Origin of the sequence: Ciceribacter sichuanensis (genome assembly GCF_024055605.1) — a bacterium.
Lineage (GTDB): Bacteria > Pseudomonadota > Alphaproteobacteria > Rhizobiales > Rhizobiaceae > Allorhizobium > Allorhizobium sichuanense.
Genome location: NZ_JAMXLX010000006.1, coordinates 16,984 through 35,046, shown reverse-complemented (window position 1 = coordinate 35,046; position 18,063 = coordinate 16,984). Strand labels below are relative to the sequence as shown.

Here is an 18,063-nt window from a genome sequence, read left to right as displayed (position 1 = left end):
GCCATTGTTCCGATGACTACGGAATAAGATTCCTGTAATGATCAAGGCATGGACAAACTCACGGCGTTCGACTCCTTCGTGCAATCGGCTGAAACCGGCAGCTTCGTAGCGGCTGGCCGCAAGCTCGGCCTTTCCGCCTCTGCGGTTGGCAAGGCGGTGGTCCGACTGGAACAACGGCTGGATGTGCGCCTGTTCCATCGCAACACGCGCAACATGACCCTGACCGAAGAGGGGCGGCTGTTCCTCGAACGCTGCCGCCGCATCTTCGATGAGGTCGAGGCAGCGGAAGCCGAGCTTGCCCGATCCAATCGTACGCCGAGAGGGCGGCTGCGGGTCAGTCTGCCGCTGGTCGGCATGCTGCTGACCCCGGTGATGGCAAAGTTCATGCGCGCCTGGCCAGAGGTGCAACTCGACCTCGATTTCAGCGATCGGCTGGTGGACGTCGTGGAGGAAGGGTTCGATGCCGTCATTCGCACCGGGCAACCATCGGACAGCCGGTTGATGAGCCGGAATGTCGGCCGGTTCAAACTCAAGATCGTCGCCTCACCCCGCTATCTGGCGCAATGCGGAGTGCCGGAAACCCCCGACGATCTGGCGCAGCATCAGTGTCTTCACCAACGGTCGCCCAGCACCGGCAAGATCCGACCCTGGCCGTTTGCTCGCGGGGAACGGCAGGCGAAGATTGTCCTGCCCGAACGGATGAGCGCGACGGCGGTCGATCCTCTGATCGAGTTGGCGATCAAGGGGCTGGGCATTGCCTGTCTACCGCCCTTTGCGATCCGTGACGAGATCGCTGACGGCCGTCTCGTGTCGATTTTGGACGAGTGGGTGGAAGAGGCTGATCAGTTCAACGTGCTCTGGCCGGCCAGCCGCCAGATCACGCCCAAACTGAGGGCGTTCGTCGACTTCATGGCCGAGCATCTGCAGCCGCAATAGGCATCGCATATCGCGCCGGTTCGTCCCGTTTTCGCTGTCATGGTGGCGGGCGGAGCGGCGGCGGCTTGACGCGAGGTGCGGAAATCGGTGGCGTTTGCCTAGCGCATCGGCCCGAAAATCGGAATCGATTTTCGGAAAGCTCGATGCGTAGATTCAAGATGTTAGAGCGTCCTGTGTGCGTCCAAATGGACGCACGGCGCTCTAGCTATCGCGCTGGGTATCGCGTCATAGCGTAGAATCGACGGGTCACGTCCGATGATGATGAGCACTACGTCTACGCTATAGCACTCTAAAGCCGCCTTTCTCACGAGCCGATCAGGTGGGTAGGCTTGAACGCCTCTATGAGCGCATCCACCACCACCCGTACTTTGGGCGCCAGGTCCCGCGAGCGCGGCCAGAGCGCGGTTATCGGAACATCCTCCGCGGGGGTGAAAATCGGCACCGCTTCAAGCCGTCCGCCGCGGAGGTCGTCGGCTGCCAGCCAGGTCGAAAGGTAGGCCAGCCCCAACCCGTTCACAGCCGCGTCCCGCAGGGCTTCGCCATGGCTGATGGTGTGGCGTGGCTGGATGACGAACCGCCTGACCGTTCCGCCCGGGCCACAAACCGCCCAGGGCAGCGGACGACCATCCTTGGCGAAGGCGAGGCAGTCGTGATTGACGAGTTCTTCTACGGAAGCCGGACGTCCGTGGCGGTCCAGATAGGCCGGCGCGGCGCAGATGATCGACCGTTGCGTACCAATGCGCCGCCCGATCAGGCTCGCATGATTTCCGGGATCGCCAAGCCGCACCACAAGGTCGATGCCTTCCTCGACCAGATCGACCTGGCGGTCCGCGAATGAGATATCGAGATCGAGATCGGGATTCCCGTCCGCGACCTCCTTGAGCACGGGCATGACGCACAACCGGCCGAACGAGATCGGCAAGTTGATCCTCAGGGTTCCCGATACGACGCGCCTCTGCGAGGCCAGCAGCGTCTCTGCTGCGTTCAGTTCTTCGAGGACCTTGAGGCAGCTCCAGTAATAGGCCTGCCCTTCGGCCGTCAAGTTGAGGCTACGCGTCGTGCGGTCCAGCAACCGGATGCCGAGACGCTCTTCGAGGCGAGCGACGCTCTTACCGGTCGCGGATTTTGACACACCCATGCGTGCGGCTGCGGCCGTGAAGCTGCCTGTTTCCACCGCGTGGACGAAGGCGGATATGCCTTGAAGGTGGGAATGAATGTTCAGGCTCATCAATTGGAGACCAAATGGAGGAAATGTTCGAAAAATACATCGCAACCACATCCATGTGATTGTCAATAAGGTCCTCGCTCAACGCCTGAAAGGACCGGCCATGAGCGAGACAATGAAACGGTGGCAGTTGCCGTCATTCGGACTGAAGAACTTGGAACTGGCAGAGGCGCCATTGCCCACGCTGGCCAGCAACGAGGTGCTGGTCCGGGTCGCGGCGGTCTCCCTCAACTATCGTGACAAGCTGGTGGTAGAAGGTGAGTTACTACCCGACAGGCCAACCATGCCGTTCGTTCCGGTATCGGACATGGCGGGCGAGGTCGCGGCAACCGGCGCGGACGTGTCGCGATTCAAGGTCGGCGACCGGGTGCTCGGAAATTTCTGGACCCAATGGATCGATGGCGAGCCTCCACGGGAGATGGCCCGGCATGGCCTGTCGCTGGGCGGACCGCTCCCCGGTGCGCTGGCCGAATTCGTGACGCTACACGAGGGCGTCGCCGTCAAGGCGCCCGCGTCGCTGACGGACGAGGAAGCCTCCACCTTGCCGGTTGCGGCGCTGACGGCATGGTCCGCCCTGATCGAGACAGGTCGTCTGAAAGCGGGCCAAACCGTTCTGGTGCAGGGTACCGGCGGCGTCGCCCTGTTCGGGCTCCAGTTTGCACAGGCTTTCGGAGCCCGCGTGATCGTCACCTCGCGGAGCGCGGAAAAGCTTGAACGCGCGAAGGCGCTCGGCGCTTTCGGCGTGATCGACACGCGTGCCAAACCAGACTGGTCTGCTTCTGCGCTGGACCTGACCGACGGACACGGCATTGATCACGTGCTCGAACTGGTCGGCGGCGACAATATCAGCCGGTCGGCGGCCGCCCTGGCGAGCGGCGGGCGTATCGCCCAGATCGGTTTCATGAAGGGATCGGAGATCGTGCTGTCGGCGGTTCCCATGATGCTGAAGAGGGCCATCATCCAGGGCATCTCGGTCGGGCACCGACAGGCATTCGAAGACATGAACCGCGCCATTGACGAACACGGCATCAAGCCGGTGATCGACAAGGTCTACGCCTTTGAGGATGTGCGTGCAGCCTTCGATCATCTCGAACGAGGGCCCTTCGGTAAGGTGGTCGTTCGGTTCAAGAGTGAAGTTGGAAGCTGATTCTCAAATCCGCCCTGTCGTGGCTTGCGGTGTTCGGCGGACTTTACGGGCTGGCCAATCGCGGACGAGACCTTGTTCCGGTCGATGCGGTGAGCGCCGGAAGCGACTACCAGGATTGTCCGACATCAGCGCCCTTGAGACAGATCGTGTTTAATTGAGAGGAGAAGATTTCTGGTTCATCGTAGCTCGAACAAAGGAAGCGAAGATGAGACAGAAAGCCGGGCCGCAGAAACCTGCCGTTGAACACGTCATCAAGGATATCCGCCGTGCGACGCGCAAGCATCACTCGGCGGACGATAAAATCCGCATTGTGCTGGAAGTCCTGCGTGGCGAGGAGAGCATTGCCGCTCTTTGCCGTCGTGAAGGTGTTGCCGAGAGCCTTTATTACAGTTGGTCGAAGGAATTTCTGGAAGCGGGCAAGAAGCGGCTGGCCGGGGATACGGCGTGCGCAGCTACCTCCGATGAGGTGAAAGTCCTGCGCCGTGAAACGCGCGATCTGAAGGAAGTTGTCGCCGAACAGGCACTCGAATTGCGGCTGATCAAAAAAAGCATGACCGGGCATGGGGGGACGAGGAATGAGATACCCTGCCTCCGAGAAACTGGAAATTATCCGGATCGTCGAGCAGTCGCACCTGCCGGTGAAACAAACCCTCGACAAGCTGGGCATTCCACGGCCGACCTTCTACCGGTGGTATGATCGGCTCCAGACCCAGGGCGTCGATGGACTTGAGGATCGGCATTCCGTTCCGTCGCGGGCGTGGAATTGCATCCCGGATGACGTCCGCAGCCAGATCATCGATATGGCGCTGAATCAAACTGCGCTGTCGCCGCGCGAGCTGGCCGTTCGCTGTACCGACACGGAAAGTTATTTCGTGTCAGAGGCTTCGGTCTACCGCCTGCTCAAGGCCCACGACCTCATCACGTCGCCAGCCTTCATCGTCATCAAGGCTGGCGACGAGTTCAGGGATAAGACGAGCAGGCCGAACGAGATGTGGCAGACCGACTTCACCTATCTGAAAGTCATCGGCTGGGGGTGGTTCTACCTGTCCACAGTGCTCGACGACTTCTCACGCTACATCGTCGCCTGAAAGCTTTGCACGACCATGAACGTCGATGATGTCACCGACATGCTGAACCTGGCGCTCACGGCATCCGGTTGCGACACGGCAAGGGTGGAACATAAACCCCGCCTGCTATCCGACAATGGCCCGTGCTACATCGCCTCGGACCTCGGCGATGGTTAGAAGAGCGGTCCATAAAACAGGTCCACGGTGCGCCGGGCCATCCGCAGACCCAAGGCAAGATCGAGCGCTGGCACCAGACTTTGAAGAACCGCATCCTGCTCGAAAACTACTTCTTCTCCGAAGACCTTGAAGCCCAGATCGCCGCCTTCGTCGAGCACTACAATCACCAGCGATACCATGAAAGCATCGGAAATCTGACACCCGCCGACGTCTACTTCGGGCGCGGTCATACTATCCTGCTGGAGCGAGAAAGGATCAAACGCGACACAACCAGGCAGCGCCGATTGCAACATCGGCAACAAGCAGCTTAAATCAACCAACAGACGGACCAGAAACTCCAATCCTTCCAAAGCCGGTCTGTCTCATATCATTCGCTGACGGACAGGTAAGGGTACCTGGGTGCGCAAGAGTGCCTCTGCGCTCCTCCAGAAGTTCTTCACGAGTTTGCTCTGGCTCCCCAGATGACGGTAGAGGTGGATCTCCAGATCCATCGTCCAGTCTGTCGTGGTTGATGCGTTCACAAGAAGACCTGCGTTCAATTCCGCTTGAATAAGGCTCTGCGGCAGCCAGCATAAACCTGCTCCCGTCAGGGCTAGGGTCTTCAAACCCGCGCCGATCGCATTTTCATGAACATGCCGTCTAAGAAATTGCGGACGCTCTGCAAAAAGGCGGCCAAGCGCGGCGCCGAAGAACGAACTGAAGCCGTAGCTGAGATAGGGCACTGGCACCCCTTCGCTTACGGCCCGGTCGAGCAGGCCCGCCCCTGGTACCCAACGATCGCGCGGCAACCTGACCTAGGGAGCCACAACGGGTACAAGGCGATCGCTGCCGACCGACAGATAGTCAAAACGCTCCCTGTCCAGATGAAACGGCACACGAGCATGTGCGTAGGTCAGGAAGAAATCCGCTTCGCCATCGACCAACGTCGCAAGATTGGCCTCGATGCCCCCTCGATCGGGAATGAGACTGATGCGGATATCGGGCATTTCCTGTTCCAGGAGTTGCAGCCATGCCGGCACAAGCGTCACGGTCAGGGTGTGAAGCGGCAAATCGGGCCATGCCGGACTCCGAGGTTGATCGAGACAGCCACCGGCGATGTAAGATGGAAGCAATTCCTCCATCGCTCCGAAGTCATGGTCGACGCGCTCTATCGGCGCATGAGCCCGTACCCAATGAGGGACATGCGCCTGGCCACCGAAGCCGGCCGCTTCAAGGTTACCGATACTGCCCTCATTTGGCGCCTGACCTCGCATGCGATCGTTGGCTTTGCCCTCGACATCACCAAGAACGGATTGCCCCCAGCTCGATTGACGAGGCGATCATCCGGCTGTTGTGCATGACAGGCATCGCAATCGAGGATGCAACCGAACTCGCCGCGAGACCATGCCCGCCGTTGTCACCTCAACCCGCTCCACGCAAGAATAGAATCCATACCTAGATATAGGTGCGGATCCTGTCAGACGGGGCGTTCTGCCAAGACGATCCCATGGCTTCTCTATTTTCCAGAGGTTTAGGCAATCCTACGGCATCGTCGATAGTTCGGCTTTCCTCAAGACCATCCAAGCTGCGGAGGCTTCAGCCGCTTTGCGCCTTCCTGTCGGCGCGCGCTTTTCTGCCCCTCGCGTCTTCTGGTCAGGCGCCAAACGCGCCATCGATCGTATATGCATCGCTCCTGTTACGAAGCCGGCCTCCGGGCCCGCAAAAGCCAGGTGGCCATTTCCGCAGCCTCTTCCGGTCTCCTGTGTCGTTTGATGGCCATGAAGCTATGCATCAGGTCTTTCATCGGTCCGTTCTCCGGGTTTGCGTCGGCATCGATCGGTCCCGGCTGGACGATGTTGATCGTGATTCCGCAGGGCCCGAAATCACGCGCCAACCCTCAGGCCAAACCTTGCAAGGCGGACTTGCTCACGGCATAGGAGGTCGTGCCCGGGACGGGCATCCGGTCGCCATTGACCGAGCCGCTTCCCCGTATTGTGATGAACGCATCACCACTCTGGCACACTACGATGCCGGGGGGAGGAGCATATCTAACCCATCAATGGAAATGAACCCGCATGGCGCTCATGCGTTCGGGTCGACCTCGCCGGTGAACGGCTTGGGAACGGCCCGGATGCCGTTTTCGCGAAACGCCTGCAGTATGGCCTTCATGGCGGCCTTCCGGATGAGGAACTGCGTGCCGGGCTTTGCCATGAACTTCGCCTTGACGATAAGCGTGCCGTCCTCCACCTCCGTTGAGCCCTGGCTCTTGAAGGGTTCCAGAAGGTTCTGGTTCAGCTCGGGGTCCGCGGAGATCTGCTCTCCAATCTTCTTGAAGATCTTGCGCACCAGTTCGACATCGGTGTCCATGGAGACACGCAGGGCGATCTTGTCGATGACCCAGTCTCGGCTGAAGTTCTGGACCTTGCCCATCTGGCCATATGGGACGGTCGCTATCGGACCGCGGGAGCCACGCAGCGAGACGGAGCGAAGCGAGATCTTCTCAACCGTTCCCTTGGCACCTGTCGTCTCGATATATTCACCATAACGAAAGGCATCGTCGATCAGGAAGAACATGCCCGAGACGACGTCCTTGACCAGTGCTTGCGTACCAAAGCTGATGGCCAGCCCGAAGAAGCTCAGGCCGGTGATCAGTGGCCACACGTTGACGCCGACGGTCACCAGAATGGAAAGGAATGCGAACACGACGATCAGCGACTTGCCGATCGAGCCAAACAGGGGAACAAGCGTGCCCAGTCTCGAGCTTGTCATGGTCGATCCGGCGGCGGCAGCTATCCTGTCCGCCCGTGACACGCGCTCGATCGAGGTGCCGATCAAATTCCAGCAGAACGCGGTGAACATCCCGATCAAGGCGACCTTGAAAGCGTCGAGCGCAACATGCCTGAGGTCGATGCCGAACCCCACGGCCAGCGGCGCTGCCCATAAGGCGCCCAGCGATGCGATTACGGCGATCAGGACGGTGAAGCGGGCCGTCTGCCGCCATGCGGCTGCCGCGGTCGAGATGTTCGGCGAGTTCAGGCCGCGCTGCGCCCAATCCCATATCATGGCATCGAGATGCGGCGTCGCGATCACGATGAGGGCTGTCATGGCTACGGCACCCCCCGGAAGCGCCACCCCCATCGTTCGGGCCACTTGCGCGTTGACCACAATGAAAAGAATGAAGCCGATCACGATAGCCGGCCAGCATCGCGCGAAGCTGCCGCGCCAGAAAGCGCGAGGACGGGGTCCGGCCACGGTTCCGGCAAGCGTTCGCCTGTGACGCCATATGGCGCCGGTGGACAGAAGCAACGTGGGCAAGGTTACCACCACCGTTCCCCACAGATCGATCATGCCGGCGCCGGCACCCCACAGCCGCAGTGAGGCAACAAGCGAAAGCCCGGCAACCGCCCATAGGATGGCAAGGGAGAGATCGCGAACGAATTTGGTCAAACGGCTCCGCCGAAGACGGGCTTCTGGAGGCTGCTGTTGCAGAAGCAGCCAATGCAGCGCGATGAGCACGACCCATCCCGCCACGGTGGACGTAACCCAAAGCTGGAGCGTTTGCACCGGCAATCCTTGGGATGCCAGCAGTCGCGCCGCCACGAAACCGATCGCCAGAGCTATCACCGCCACCATCGCCGATAAAAGCAGGCGGCTCCACGCAGTGCCCGTCCCTATGCGGATCCGCCGGCCTCCGACAACAAGCGGTACGGCAACGATCGCGACGATCAGAAGGATCTGCGAAGCCATTGCGAAACCGGAGGTGGAGACCTGCGCGAAAGACGCCCGGAACGTTTCAAATTCCGCGGGCGCCGCCAGCCAGGCAAGGTATCGGACGTGGAGCCCCTCAATGAACCGTTCTGCGAACTGCTGCAGACCTGCGGCGAGAAAGGTGAGACCCGCATCCGAAGTGTTCTCAGCCATTACCCATATTCCTCGCGCGATCTGGTGAGATGATCGACTTGAGCATCACCTAATCACGAAAGAGCTTCGATCGGCGGCGGCGCCCAGCGCCCGTCGAGCGCCTCCGCCCTCGGCAGATAGAGCCTCATGACCACATAGAAGATTTCGGCGGGGGCTGGCAGCCAGTTCGATTCCAGCTCCGGTCCTGGGCTTTCGTGTTGCAGGTGGAGGACAATCTCGCCTTTGTCGTTCTTCTTGAGGCCGGCAAGCATCGGCGAGTTGATCAGGTAACGGTCGACGGGGTTGTCGACAAGGAATTGTTTGGGTCTGTCATACATGGTCAGCGACCAGAAGGCATCAACCGGGGGAAGCGTTTCCGGGGTGAGGGTCAGAGTGTATTTTCCTGTCTTACCATCGAGTAGCGCCTTCTGTGCATCGAAGGCATAGATGACATAAAGTGCCTCCTGCACCGAGTTGCCGTAGATGCCGCCTTGTGCCGCGGCGGCGCGGACCATGAACCGGCCCTTCATGAATTCGGGCGTACCGAATATCTTGGACGAGTCCGTCAGCCGGGCAGCCTCGTCGCGAATTTCCTTTTCCGTTGCGATCGCAACCTCTTTCATCAGCGCCACAGTCTCGGGCGAGAGATCCGTCCCAGGCCACGTTGCTCTTTCCCGGACGCCGAGTTTGGCTAGGTTTTCTCGCTGTAGCTCATCACCCGGATAAGGTGGAGCGAATTGCAGCAGGAAGGCAGCAAGCGACCAGTAGTTCGTGACCATCAGGTCGTCAGAGATCGGTGGCCAGTCGGTCGGAGGCAGGACGTCGGGAGCTGGCGTACCGGCATAGGCGGAAAGCAGTTGCGCTTTGTAGCCGGATTGGATCTCCTTCACCTTAGCGAGATCGTCGGGCGAGAAGAGCTGTGTCCTGACGATGCCGATGGCGAGCGCGGTCGGCATCTCGATCACCCGCTTGATGCCCTTCGGTATATCGCCCTTCCAGCCGGGGCCGGTGACCAGGAAATCGCCGCCGCCATTGCCATCGACTCGCGTTCCCGGATAGTCGACATTGTTGGTGTAGAGGTCGATCAGTTGCAGCGAATAATAGCGGTTCTTCTCGATCGGCGGCATTGTCACAACGACGGGCTCTGCCCTCAGATCGAAGACGATGAAGGAATAGGGCGTGTCGGAATTCGGCGTGATGATTGCTGTATCTTCAGGCGTGTAGACCCTGGCGATGCTGACCAGAGTGTTGAGCGGCCCCTTATATTGGTTGCCACCCGGCTCCAGCGCGTATTGATACATCGTGAGGTAGTTCTTCACCATCGGATAGGTGTAGATATACGCCTCGCGTGCGACCGCCCTGAGATCGTCCTGCGCCAAAGCCGGAAGTGACGGCAACGCCATCAATGCGGTGGTGCCTGCAAGAAAAGTGCGACGCTTCATTTCACTTCCTCCAAAACGGGAAATTTCCAGCTTCCAGCGAGAATCTGCGTCTCGGGCCGATACAGGCGAACCATGTAGTTCCAGCCTTCAGGTGTCGGCAGGCAGTTGGCGATCTTGCCGTCGCAGCCTCCGAACTGAATCGCAATCGATCCATCCTCGCTCTTCTGTGCAGTCACATTGTTGAGCGAATACATATTGAGTTTGTTGGGTTCGAAGAAGCCGTCCTTGTTGTAGACGGTGACCGACCAGAAGTCCTTTACGGGAACATCCTTCACAGTCAGCCTATAGATGCCCTTGCCATCGTTCCTTTCCGGCGTCACGTTGAGATAAAGCGCTTCCTTGTCCGGGTTGCCCCCCCATCCAAGTGCTGCCCCAATTAGATGTCGGACCGGATCTACCTCATCGCGCGATCCGAACATCTTTGCGGTGTCCGGGAGCAGCGCGCCGAGATCCAAGAGCGCGCGCCGGGTCTTGTCCCGGCTCTTCGCGTCCCACTCGGGAACTTCGAAACTCCCTTTTGCAGCCTGCTTGACCGTGACCGCGTCCTGGAGCGCGTGAACCTGCTTCATGTCTTCGGCGTTGTTGGGATCGGCAAAAAAGCGGAAGGCGGCCACGACATAGCGGGTCCCTATGTCCTTGCGCGTCAAGGTATACGAACCAGCCCCGTAATATACACCATGGGCGTAGTGGTCCTCATCGATCACAAGGAGCGACACGAACCGGCTGCCGGTATCCGGCACGGTAATCGTCACCGGCCCCGCATCCAGATCGAAGACGGCAGAAGAGTAAAGAGTATCCCGGTTCAGCCGAATGACTGTCTGTTTGTCAAGCGGCGCCATCTCGCGCGTATGGTCGAACTTGCCGAAGCCACCGTTAGCGGCGATGCCGGAAAAATAAAGGTCGCTCTCTGCGCGGACGAAGTTGTCGCTATTGACGAGGATTGGATCGGCAGCAGCAGGCAAGGCAGCAAGCATCGCCGCTGCCGCAATTGTCGCGAAGTTTAATCTAGCAAGAAGCATGGCAGTCCTCCAAAGTTGAACATATAAAAGCGTAAGCTAGCCGACGAATGGTCAGAAGCGCAGGACCAGGCCAAGGATCGGCCCCTGCTGCACCACGTCGAAGACAAAGCCGCCGTTGCTGTAGTCGACGCCGAGTGCGCGATAACCGGCCACGGCCGAGATCCTGTCGTTGAACTCGTAGCCGACACCGGCGGCGAGATCCCAGTCGAGGTCGGCCTGCCCGGCTCCGATCAGTCCCCAAGCGCTGATATAGAGGCTGTCGGTCAGGAAATACCGTCCGCGGAAACCTGCCATGGCATCCACCCATGTGGCGCCGTCATGACCTGAAACCCCGTCCAGAAGGCCGCCGGAAAACGAGATCTCCGTGCTCGCGTGCCAGATGCGCGCCCCGACCACGACGTCGATATTGCTGCGGCCATCCTGGAATACGGCATACCCTGCGCCGACCAGTCCGGCGAATGTCTCCGACGTGGCATCGACGCGTTCCGCGGCAATGCCCAGCGGTGTGGTCGCCCCAGACGACACCTTGGTGTAGATGACGTCGCCGAAGACGCTGAACCGATCGTAACGCGCTTCGCCAACCACCATGAACCCGAAGTCGAGATCCTTCAAGATATCGCTGAAATCCGATTCCACATGAACCGCGGGCAAACCGAACTGCCCGACATCGCCTGAGATGCCGGCACCCCAGAAATAGGGGCTCGCCGCAAAGGTCCAGCCGTCACTCGCAACAGGTTTGGCTTCAGGGACAGTGAATGGCTGCTGAAGGTCCGCAGCGTTGACGGACGAGCCCACCGCAACACCGAATAACACCGCCGCTAATATTACATGGGTTTTCATCAAATGGTCCCTCTGCCATCAGGTATGAATCTCTGTCCGGTTTCGCATTCATTGCGGAAACAGGAGCGTGAGCGTGGTTCGCAGTCCCCATTCCGGGCCGCCCGCCGGCGCGTCGGCATAGTAGCGCCCTCCGATCTGGAAGCTCATGGCCTGATGTCCCACGGTAAAGACTTGGGAAACGCCGAAATTGATCGGAACAGTCCACTGTTCGTTGTACCAGTCGTAGTTGGCGTCGATACTCAGGGAAGCCGAGGTTCCGCCGCCGAAATTGTAGGATGCGAAGGGCTGCAACAGGCTGACACTGACATCGGATCGATCCTTCGGCCCCGCGACCGACCAGATATGATTGGCCAATGCTCCAGCCGTCCAAGGGCCCTGCTGAACGAGACCGACGGCCGTAGGCCCAAGGCCGAGTTTTCCCGATCCGAGAAAGTCGTCCGTGGCAGTCGGCAGCAGAAAGACAGGCCCTGCGCCCCAGATCAGTCCGCCAGGCCCGGAATTCTTGGGTGAAAGGAAGAAACTGGCATTGATGTCGCCCAGGCCGGCGACATCTCCGCCGGGCAGATAATCGCGATAGCCGACGGGAATGATGGTGCGGGTGATCAGGTTCCAGTCGTCGTTCAATTCGAAGGGAATAACAGGCTGGATATTCACCGTGTAGGCGAAACCATCGCCATTGGCGCCGGCCTCGAAATCGAAGTTGTTTTGGAATGGAACGCTGATCAGGCTGGCAAGTGGATTGGCCAGCTTTTGTGAAAGATCGTCAGCAGCCTCCTGAGCCAGCGCGTTGCCACAACTGAATGCGACGAAGAGAGAAACAGTCGAAATACGCGCGAACTCATCGCCGCCGTATTTGAGATTTGCGAAGGTCAAATGCCCCCGAATTGCAGAATTCATTGACCGTTCCCCAGTCGCTTTCTCAGATCTGGGTCGGAGACGATTGACAGGAAGGTCTCGCAAAACTCACTGAAGGCGCCCACAATTTCCTGGCTGGGACAATGAGGCGCATCCTTCTCGGTCACTCAACGCGTTTGCAGTCATCGCTTCCAATAATCACCGACGGGACCACTGTGCATATTCGCCAACGCCAGATTGTCCGAATTCGGACAATCTAAAAAAAATCGCCTGCTATCTCAGCAGCCCGATATCTTCGGTTGTTGTTCTTCATACCATCGGAGATTGTCGACGTTCCGACATCCGGTTCATTCCGCAGGCCGTTCGATGCTTCGAGGGAACGGCCCGCGGCGATAGCCTTGATGCCGGAAACATAGCGAACGGGAGGGAACTGATGGGAAACCACGTATCCGCCGCCAGTATTGCCCAAAGCTGCGGCGCCTCGATTAAGTACGGAGTCTTCGCCGCCTGACCGTCTGCCGAAACTTCGTTTGACGTAGTTATATTCGATTGGCGAAAGGCATTCTGTCCGGATTGGGACAATATGGAGAAGCGATGTTGGATTTGACGCGCGAAAAGGCAGAACAGGTCATGAGAAAGGGCGACTGGCTCGCGAATATGACCGAAAATTTCAGGACGGAACTGCTGCGCCACGCGCATTTGCAGAAGTTTTCTCCCAACCAGATCGTCTATCGGTATGGTGATCCGCCCGGGGGGATATATGGGCTTGTCGCCGGCTCTCTTACCATCAATTCGGCGCCGCCCGATGCGGCCCCCCGCTTGATCCATCTTGGCATGCCTGGAGCCTGGACGGGCGAAGGTCCTTTCCTGACCGGTCAGCCGCGCAGGGTCGAGATAAGGGCCCTCGGTGGCGCCTGGATGATGCATGTACCGCTCGATGCCCTCGAGCAGATGGCAGCACGCGATCCCGGCGTATCGCGTGCAATCGCAATGAACACCGTCTTCACTGTAGACGTTCTTATACGGATCGTTCACGATTTGCAGAAGCGCGACGTCGGACGAAGGGTCGCGTCGGTGCTTCAGAGGGCGGGCTGGCTCGGCGATGTGCCTATTCCATTGTCTCAAACGGACCTTGGAGTCATGGCGAACGCGTCACGACAGCAGGTCAACATGGCCATGCAGCGTTTCGTTGCTGCCGGTTGGGTGAACTACACCTACCGATCTATCACAGTCACCAACCCGCAGGCGTTGCGACGGTTCTCTGAAGGAGATGGTTCGGAATGACAAAGCAAGGAGAAGCGCTGCGGGGCGGCAAATCCTAGACATCACAATTGGCAATCCTTCCTTCTTGTAGTCCTGCCGTCGCTTGGTCAGCTCTGGGTTTCTCGGACCTCCATGTTGGCGGGCATACTCAGCCTATCATTCCTGCTGATTATGGGAACGCCTTCGGGGCGTCTGAAAACTTCGGTGTTTTCATCGGAACTCTCCTCTTTCCCCGCAGAGATCATACGTGGGAAATTCCAGCTCCAAATGACCTAATTTATTTGGAGCGCGTCATCGTTCATCAGATCGCCTGAGGCGGCACACCGTCGAGCAGAAGGCCAAGCCTTCATGCTGCGTTCGATGTCGCTCAGGCGGCAGAATTCGTCCACGCTGTGCATGTTTTCGTCCTGCAGGCCGAAGCCGAATATGAGGGTTTCGACACCGAGCGCGGCCGCCATTGCGCCGGAGATCGGGATGCTGCCGCCTGAGAAGGAATAGCGCGGCGGGCGCCCATCGACGGCTTCAAGCACGTCCGCCGCCAGTTTCTGGAATGGATGATCACGACCGATGCGGTAGGGCAGCGATCGTTCCGGCAGGACAGCGATATGCCGGCCGAAACGGGTGGGGATGGCATGATCGAGAAAATCATGAAGGAGGGGAGCGATCCTCTCGAGGTCCTGTCCGGGAACAAGACGGCAGGAAAGGCGCGCGCTGGCCTCTCGGGGAATGGTGTAGCGCATGCCGCCGGCATATCCACCGGCTTCCAGGGCATCGATCTCGATTGCAGGATAAAGGCCGGCCTTCTGGTCGGCAGCGAAATCCGCCGGAACGGCGGCATCAGCAAGTCCGGCGCGGTTCAGCCATGCGGCGCGGTCGAAGGGCGGATCGAGAAAGACGCGGCGCTCCTCCTGCGTCAGTGCCGTCGTTCCGCTCATGAAGCCTGGTACGGCGATTTCGCCATCCTTGTCGTAGAGAAGAGCCAGCGCGCGGGTCGATACCTGCGCGGGATTTGGAACCGCTCCGCCGAAAGTTCCGGAATGCAAGTCCTTCGAGGCGCCGATGACGGTGATTTCCAGCCCGCAAAAACCTCTCAGTCCGAGATGCGGGTCGCCGAGGTCGGGGGCCGCTTGCCTGTTGAGTTTCAGAAGGATTTGGCCCGCTTTTCCACAGCGCACTACCCCACATAAACCGACGCAATGCGCTGAAAATAAACAATTTTTTCGAGTTGATCCGGATCGCAGCGAAATGAAAAACTGGAGCAAGCTGACCTGATAATCAACAATCCGTCACAAACGCTGCCAGTTGGCCAGAAAGATCGGCCGTATTTTTCATCAACGTACTTCGCGAAAGCACGGCAATTCATCATGTGCCATTACCCTCAAGAAGGCGGGCTGCCATAAAAATATCATCATCCAATTGATTTGAAACATGAAACTATAATTTCTCACAAATTGGCATGAAATCTGCTCCTCCTCTCTCGACTGGGCAGAAGCTCAGCAGCATTTTACAAAAAGGGAACAGCAATGACGCAAACATCACGCAATGCCCGGATTGACAGTGGCGTTCTCCGCGCGGTCAGGCGGGCCATCCTGAGCGGCACGACAGCTTTGGTTCTCGCGGCTGTCGCAACGGGTTCAGCACTTGCTGGCGGCACCTTGCGTATCGGCATGACCGCTTCCGACATTCCCCTGACCACAGGCCAGACGGACCAGGGCGGCGAAGGTCAGCGTTTCATGGGCTACACCGTCTACAATTCGCTGGTCGAATGGGATCTCTCCAGCGCGGACAAGCCGTCGGCGCTCATTCCGAGCCTTGCGACCTCCTGGCAGGTCGATGACACGGACAAGACCAAGTGGATTTTCAAGCTGCGGGATGGCGTCAAATTCCACGATGGCAGCAGCTTCGACGCCGATGCCGTCGTGTGGAATCTCGACAAGCTGCTGAATCAGGAGGCTCCCCAGTTCGACAAGCGACAGGCGGCCCAAGGCAAGTCGCGCATTCCAGCGGTGGCTTCCTACAAGGTCATCGATCCGCTGACTGTCGAAATCACCACCAAGACGCCGGATGCGACGCTGCCTTATCAGCTCAGCTGGATTCTGCTTTCCTCGCCTGCAAACTGGGAAAAGCTGGGCAAGAACTGGGACGCCGTTGCCCAGAAGCCGTCAGGCACCGGTCCCTGGAAGCTGGAGAGCGGCTTTATCCCGCGCGAAAGGGCGGAACTGACCCCAAACAAGGAATACTGGGATCAGGCGCGTATCCCCAAGCTCGACAAGCTCGTTCTCATTCCGCTGCCGGAACCCAACACCCGCGTCGCGGCCCTGCGCTCCGGCCAGGTGGACTGGATCGAGGCTCCGGCTCCGGATTCCGTGGCGTCGCTGAAAGAGGCGGGCTTCAAGATCATCACCAATTCCTACCCGCATAACTGGACCTGGCACTTCTCTCGCATCGAGGGCTCCCCGTGGAACGATATCCGCGTTCGCAAGGCTGCGAACCTTGCCGTCGACCGCGAAGGCATTAACGAACTGCTCGGCGGCCTGTCCATTCCGGCACAGGGTTACATGCCGCCGGGACACCAGTGGTTCGGCAACCCGACCTTCAAGCTCAGCTACAATGTCGAGGAAGCCAAGAAGCTGATGGCGGAGGCCGGCTTTGGTCCCGACAAGCCCCTCAAGACCAAGGTGATCATCTCCTCGTCCGGTTCCGGCCAGATGCTGCCGCTGGCGATGAACGAATACATCCAGCAGACGCTCGCGGAAATCGGCATCGACGTCGAATACGAGGTGATGGACTGGAACACGGTCATTAACGTCTGGCGCGCGGGGGCGAAGGACCCCAGCGCCAAGGGTGCCACCGCGGTCAACTACAGCTACTTCATTCAGGACCCCTTCACCGCGATGATCCGCCAGTCGCAGTGCAGCCTCGCGCCGCCGACGGGCACCAACTGGGGCTATTATTGCGACAAGGACATGGATGCTCTCTTCGACAAGGTGCGCAATACCTTCGACGCGGCAGAGCAGGACAAGGTGATGCAGAAGATTCACGAGAAATACGTGGACGATGCCCTGTTCCTGATGGTGACACATGACGTCAACCCGCGCGCCATGACCAACAAGGTCAAGGGCTTCGTGCAGGCGCAGAACTGGTTCCAGGACTTCTCCCCGGTAACGGTAGAACCCTGACGCGAACAGGCGGCGGGCCATCCGACGGCCCGCCGCTCATTCATGATGCCCGATCACGCTCATTTCGAGAGGATGCCATGCTGCTCTACGCATTCAAACGACTTCTGCACGTCATTCCCGTCACGATCGGTGTGAGCATCGTCTGCTTCATGCTGATCCACATAGCGCCGGGCGATCCTCTGGCCGCAATCCTGCCGTCCGACGCATCCGCCGAGATGCAGGCGCAGATGCGCACCTTCTATGGTCTCGACCAGCCTCTTCCCGTCCAGTATGTCCTTTGGGCGTGGCATGCGCTGCATGGCGACCTCGGCACCTCGATCGCCACCGGCCGTCCCGTTCTGAGCGAAATCCTCGACGCTTCCGTGAATTCGATCATTCTGGCGCTGGTGGCCGCGCTCATCGGGTTCGTGCTCGGTGCGATGCTGGGATTTCTCGCCGGCATCTATCGTGGCACATGGGTGGACCGGTTCGCATCGACGATCTCGATGCTTGGCGTCAGCGTGCCGCACTATTGGCTCGGCATGGTTCTGGTCATCGCCTTTTCCGTGACGCTTGGCTGGCTGCCGGCCATGGGCGGTGGCTCCGAGGGATCGGCAAGCCGAAGCTTCAGCTGGGATTACATGCAGTTCCTCATCCTGCCGGCAGTCACCATGTCCGTCATCCCGATGGGCATTATCGCTCGCACCATCCGTTCGCTGGTCGCCGATATTCTTTCGCAGGACTTCACCCAGGCACTCGCCGCCAAGGGGTTGATGTCCCGGCAGGTGCTTCGCCATGTGGTTCGCAATGCCGCACCGACAGCGCTTTCCGTCATGGGCCTGCAGCTCGGTTATCTTCTCGGCGGCTCGATCCTCATCGAAACGGTCTTCTCCTGGCCCGGAACCGGCTTCCTGTTGAACGGTGCGATCTTCACCCGTGATCTCCCCATTCTGCAGGGAACGATCCTCGTGCTCGCAATGTTCTTCGTTCTTCTCAACCTCATGGTCGATGTCCTGCAAAGCACAATCGATCCTCGTATCCAGAGGAACTGACGC

The 18,063-nt window shown here is 59.3% G+C and carries 15 protein-coding genes and 1 pseudogene; 6 read left to right on the top strand and 10 right to left on the bottom strand.

Translation table 11 applies throughout. From position 1 onward, the window contains the following. The first annotated feature begins 48 nt into the window (after positions 1-48). On the top strand, positions 49-936 hold the full coding sequence (locus tag NBH21_RS17540; RefSeq protein ID WP_250911910.1) for a LysR family transcriptional regulator: 888 nt from the start codon (positions 49-51) through the stop codon (positions 934-936). A 304-nt stretch (positions 937-1,240) separates the two neighbouring features. On the opposite strand, the gene NBH21_RS17535 is transcribed toward NBH21_RS17540, so the two are convergent. Beyond that, positions 1,241-2,164 (bottom strand): LysR family transcriptional regulator, encoded by a 924-nt coding sequence (locus NBH21_RS17535; protein ID WP_250911911.1) that lies wholly within the window; start codon positions 2,162-2,164, stop codon positions 1,241-1,243. Between the two features lie 100 nt (positions 2,165-2,264). On the opposite strand from NBH21_RS17535, the gene NBH21_RS17530 reads away from it, so the two are divergent. Next, the gene (locus tag NBH21_RS17530; RefSeq protein ID WP_250911912.1) at positions 2,265-3,308 is read left to right on the top strand and encodes a zinc-dependent alcohol dehydrogenase family protein; all 1,044 of its coding nucleotides are present in this window, start codon (positions 2,265-2,267) and stop codon (positions 3,306-3,308) included. Between the two features lie 205 nt (positions 3,309-3,513). Then, positions 3,514-4,863 (top strand): annotated as a pseudogene (locus NBH21_RS17525) (IS3 family transposase). 51 nt (positions 4,864-4,914) lie between these two features. Here the strand turns inward: NBH21_RS17525 and NBH21_RS17520 are convergent. The 8 genes from NBH21_RS17520 to NBH21_RS17485 all read right to left on the bottom strand — a co-directional run bounded on the left by NBH21_RS17520 (position 4,915) and on the right by NBH21_RS17485 (position 12,629). After that, complete coding sequence (locus NBH21_RS17520) at positions 4,915-5,274, bottom strand: LysR substrate-binding domain-containing protein (protein WP_250911913.1); 360 nt, start codon at positions 5,272-5,274, stop codon at positions 4,915-4,917. Positions 5,275-5,346: 72 nt separating this feature from the next. Next, a complete protein-coding gene (locus NBH21_RS17515) occupies positions 5,347-5,805 on the bottom strand; it encodes a type 2 periplasmic-binding domain-containing protein (protein ID WP_250911914.1) in 459 nt (152 codons plus the stop codon). Positions 5,806-6,227: 422 nt separating this feature from the next. Continuing rightward, entirely contained in the window at positions 6,228-6,425 is a 198-nt protein-coding gene (locus tag NBH21_RS17510; RefSeq protein ID WP_250911915.1) for an SDR family oxidoreductase, read from the bottom strand. A gap of 188 nt (positions 6,426-6,613) precedes the next feature. Beyond that, positions 6,614-8,452, bottom strand: a complete 1,839-nt coding sequence (locus tag NBH21_RS17505) for a mechanosensitive ion channel family protein (protein ID WP_252759580.1) — start codon at positions 8,450-8,452, stop codon at positions 6,614-6,616. A 53-nt stretch (positions 8,453-8,505) separates the two neighbouring features. After that, positions 8,506-9,873, bottom strand: a complete 1,368-nt coding sequence (locus NBH21_RS17500) for a DUF1254 domain-containing protein (protein ID WP_250912860.1) — start codon at positions 9,871-9,873, stop codon at positions 8,506-8,508. Next, the gene (locus NBH21_RS17495) at positions 9,870-10,892 is read right to left on the bottom strand and encodes a DUF1214 domain-containing protein (protein ID WP_250912861.1); all 1,023 of its coding nucleotides are present in this window, start codon (positions 10,890-10,892) and stop codon (positions 9,870-9,872) included. The genes NBH21_RS17500 and NBH21_RS17495 overlap by 4 nt, the downstream gene beginning before the upstream one ends. Positions 10,893-10,943: 51 nt before the next feature. Then, positions 10,944-11,732: a hypothetical protein gene (locus tag NBH21_RS17490; RefSeq protein ID WP_250912862.1), complete on the bottom strand. Its 789-nt coding sequence runs from the start codon at positions 11,730-11,732 to the stop codon at positions 10,944-10,946. A 48-nt stretch (positions 11,733-11,780) separates the two neighbouring features. Next, positions 11,781-12,629 carry a transporter gene (locus NBH21_RS17485; protein WP_250912863.1) on the bottom strand — a complete coding sequence of 283 codons (849 nt, stop codon included), beginning with the start codon at positions 12,627-12,629 and terminating at the stop codon, positions 11,781-11,783. A gap of 552 nt (positions 12,630-13,181) precedes the next feature. On the opposite strand from NBH21_RS17485, the gene NBH21_RS17480 reads away from it, so the two are divergent. Further along, the gene (locus NBH21_RS17480) at positions 13,182-13,871 is read left to right on the top strand and encodes a Crp/Fnr family transcriptional regulator (RefSeq protein ID WP_250912864.1); all 690 of its coding nucleotides are present in this window, start codon (positions 13,182-13,184) and stop codon (positions 13,869-13,871) included. Between the two features lie 251 nt (positions 13,872-14,122). Here NBH21_RS17480 and NBH21_RS17475 read toward each other — a convergent pair whose 3' ends face one another. Next, positions 14,123-15,025 (bottom strand): M20/M25/M40 family metallo-hydrolase, encoded by a 903-nt coding sequence (locus NBH21_RS17475; RefSeq protein ID WP_250912865.1) that lies wholly within the window; start codon positions 15,023-15,025, stop codon positions 14,123-14,125. 348 nt (positions 15,026-15,373) lie between these two features. On the opposite strand from NBH21_RS17475, the gene NBH21_RS17470 reads away from it, so the two are divergent. Beyond that, complete coding sequence (locus tag NBH21_RS17470; RefSeq protein WP_425340441.1) at positions 15,374-17,029, top strand: ABC transporter substrate-binding protein; 1,656 nt, start codon at positions 15,374-15,376, stop codon at positions 17,027-17,029. A gap of 77 nt (positions 17,030-17,106) precedes the next feature. Next, positions 17,107-18,060 carry an ABC transporter permease gene (locus NBH21_RS17465; protein WP_250912866.1) on the top strand — a complete coding sequence of 318 codons (954 nt, stop codon included), beginning with the start codon at positions 17,107-17,109 and terminating at the stop codon, positions 18,058-18,060. Positions 18,061-18,063: the final 3 nt, after the last annotated feature.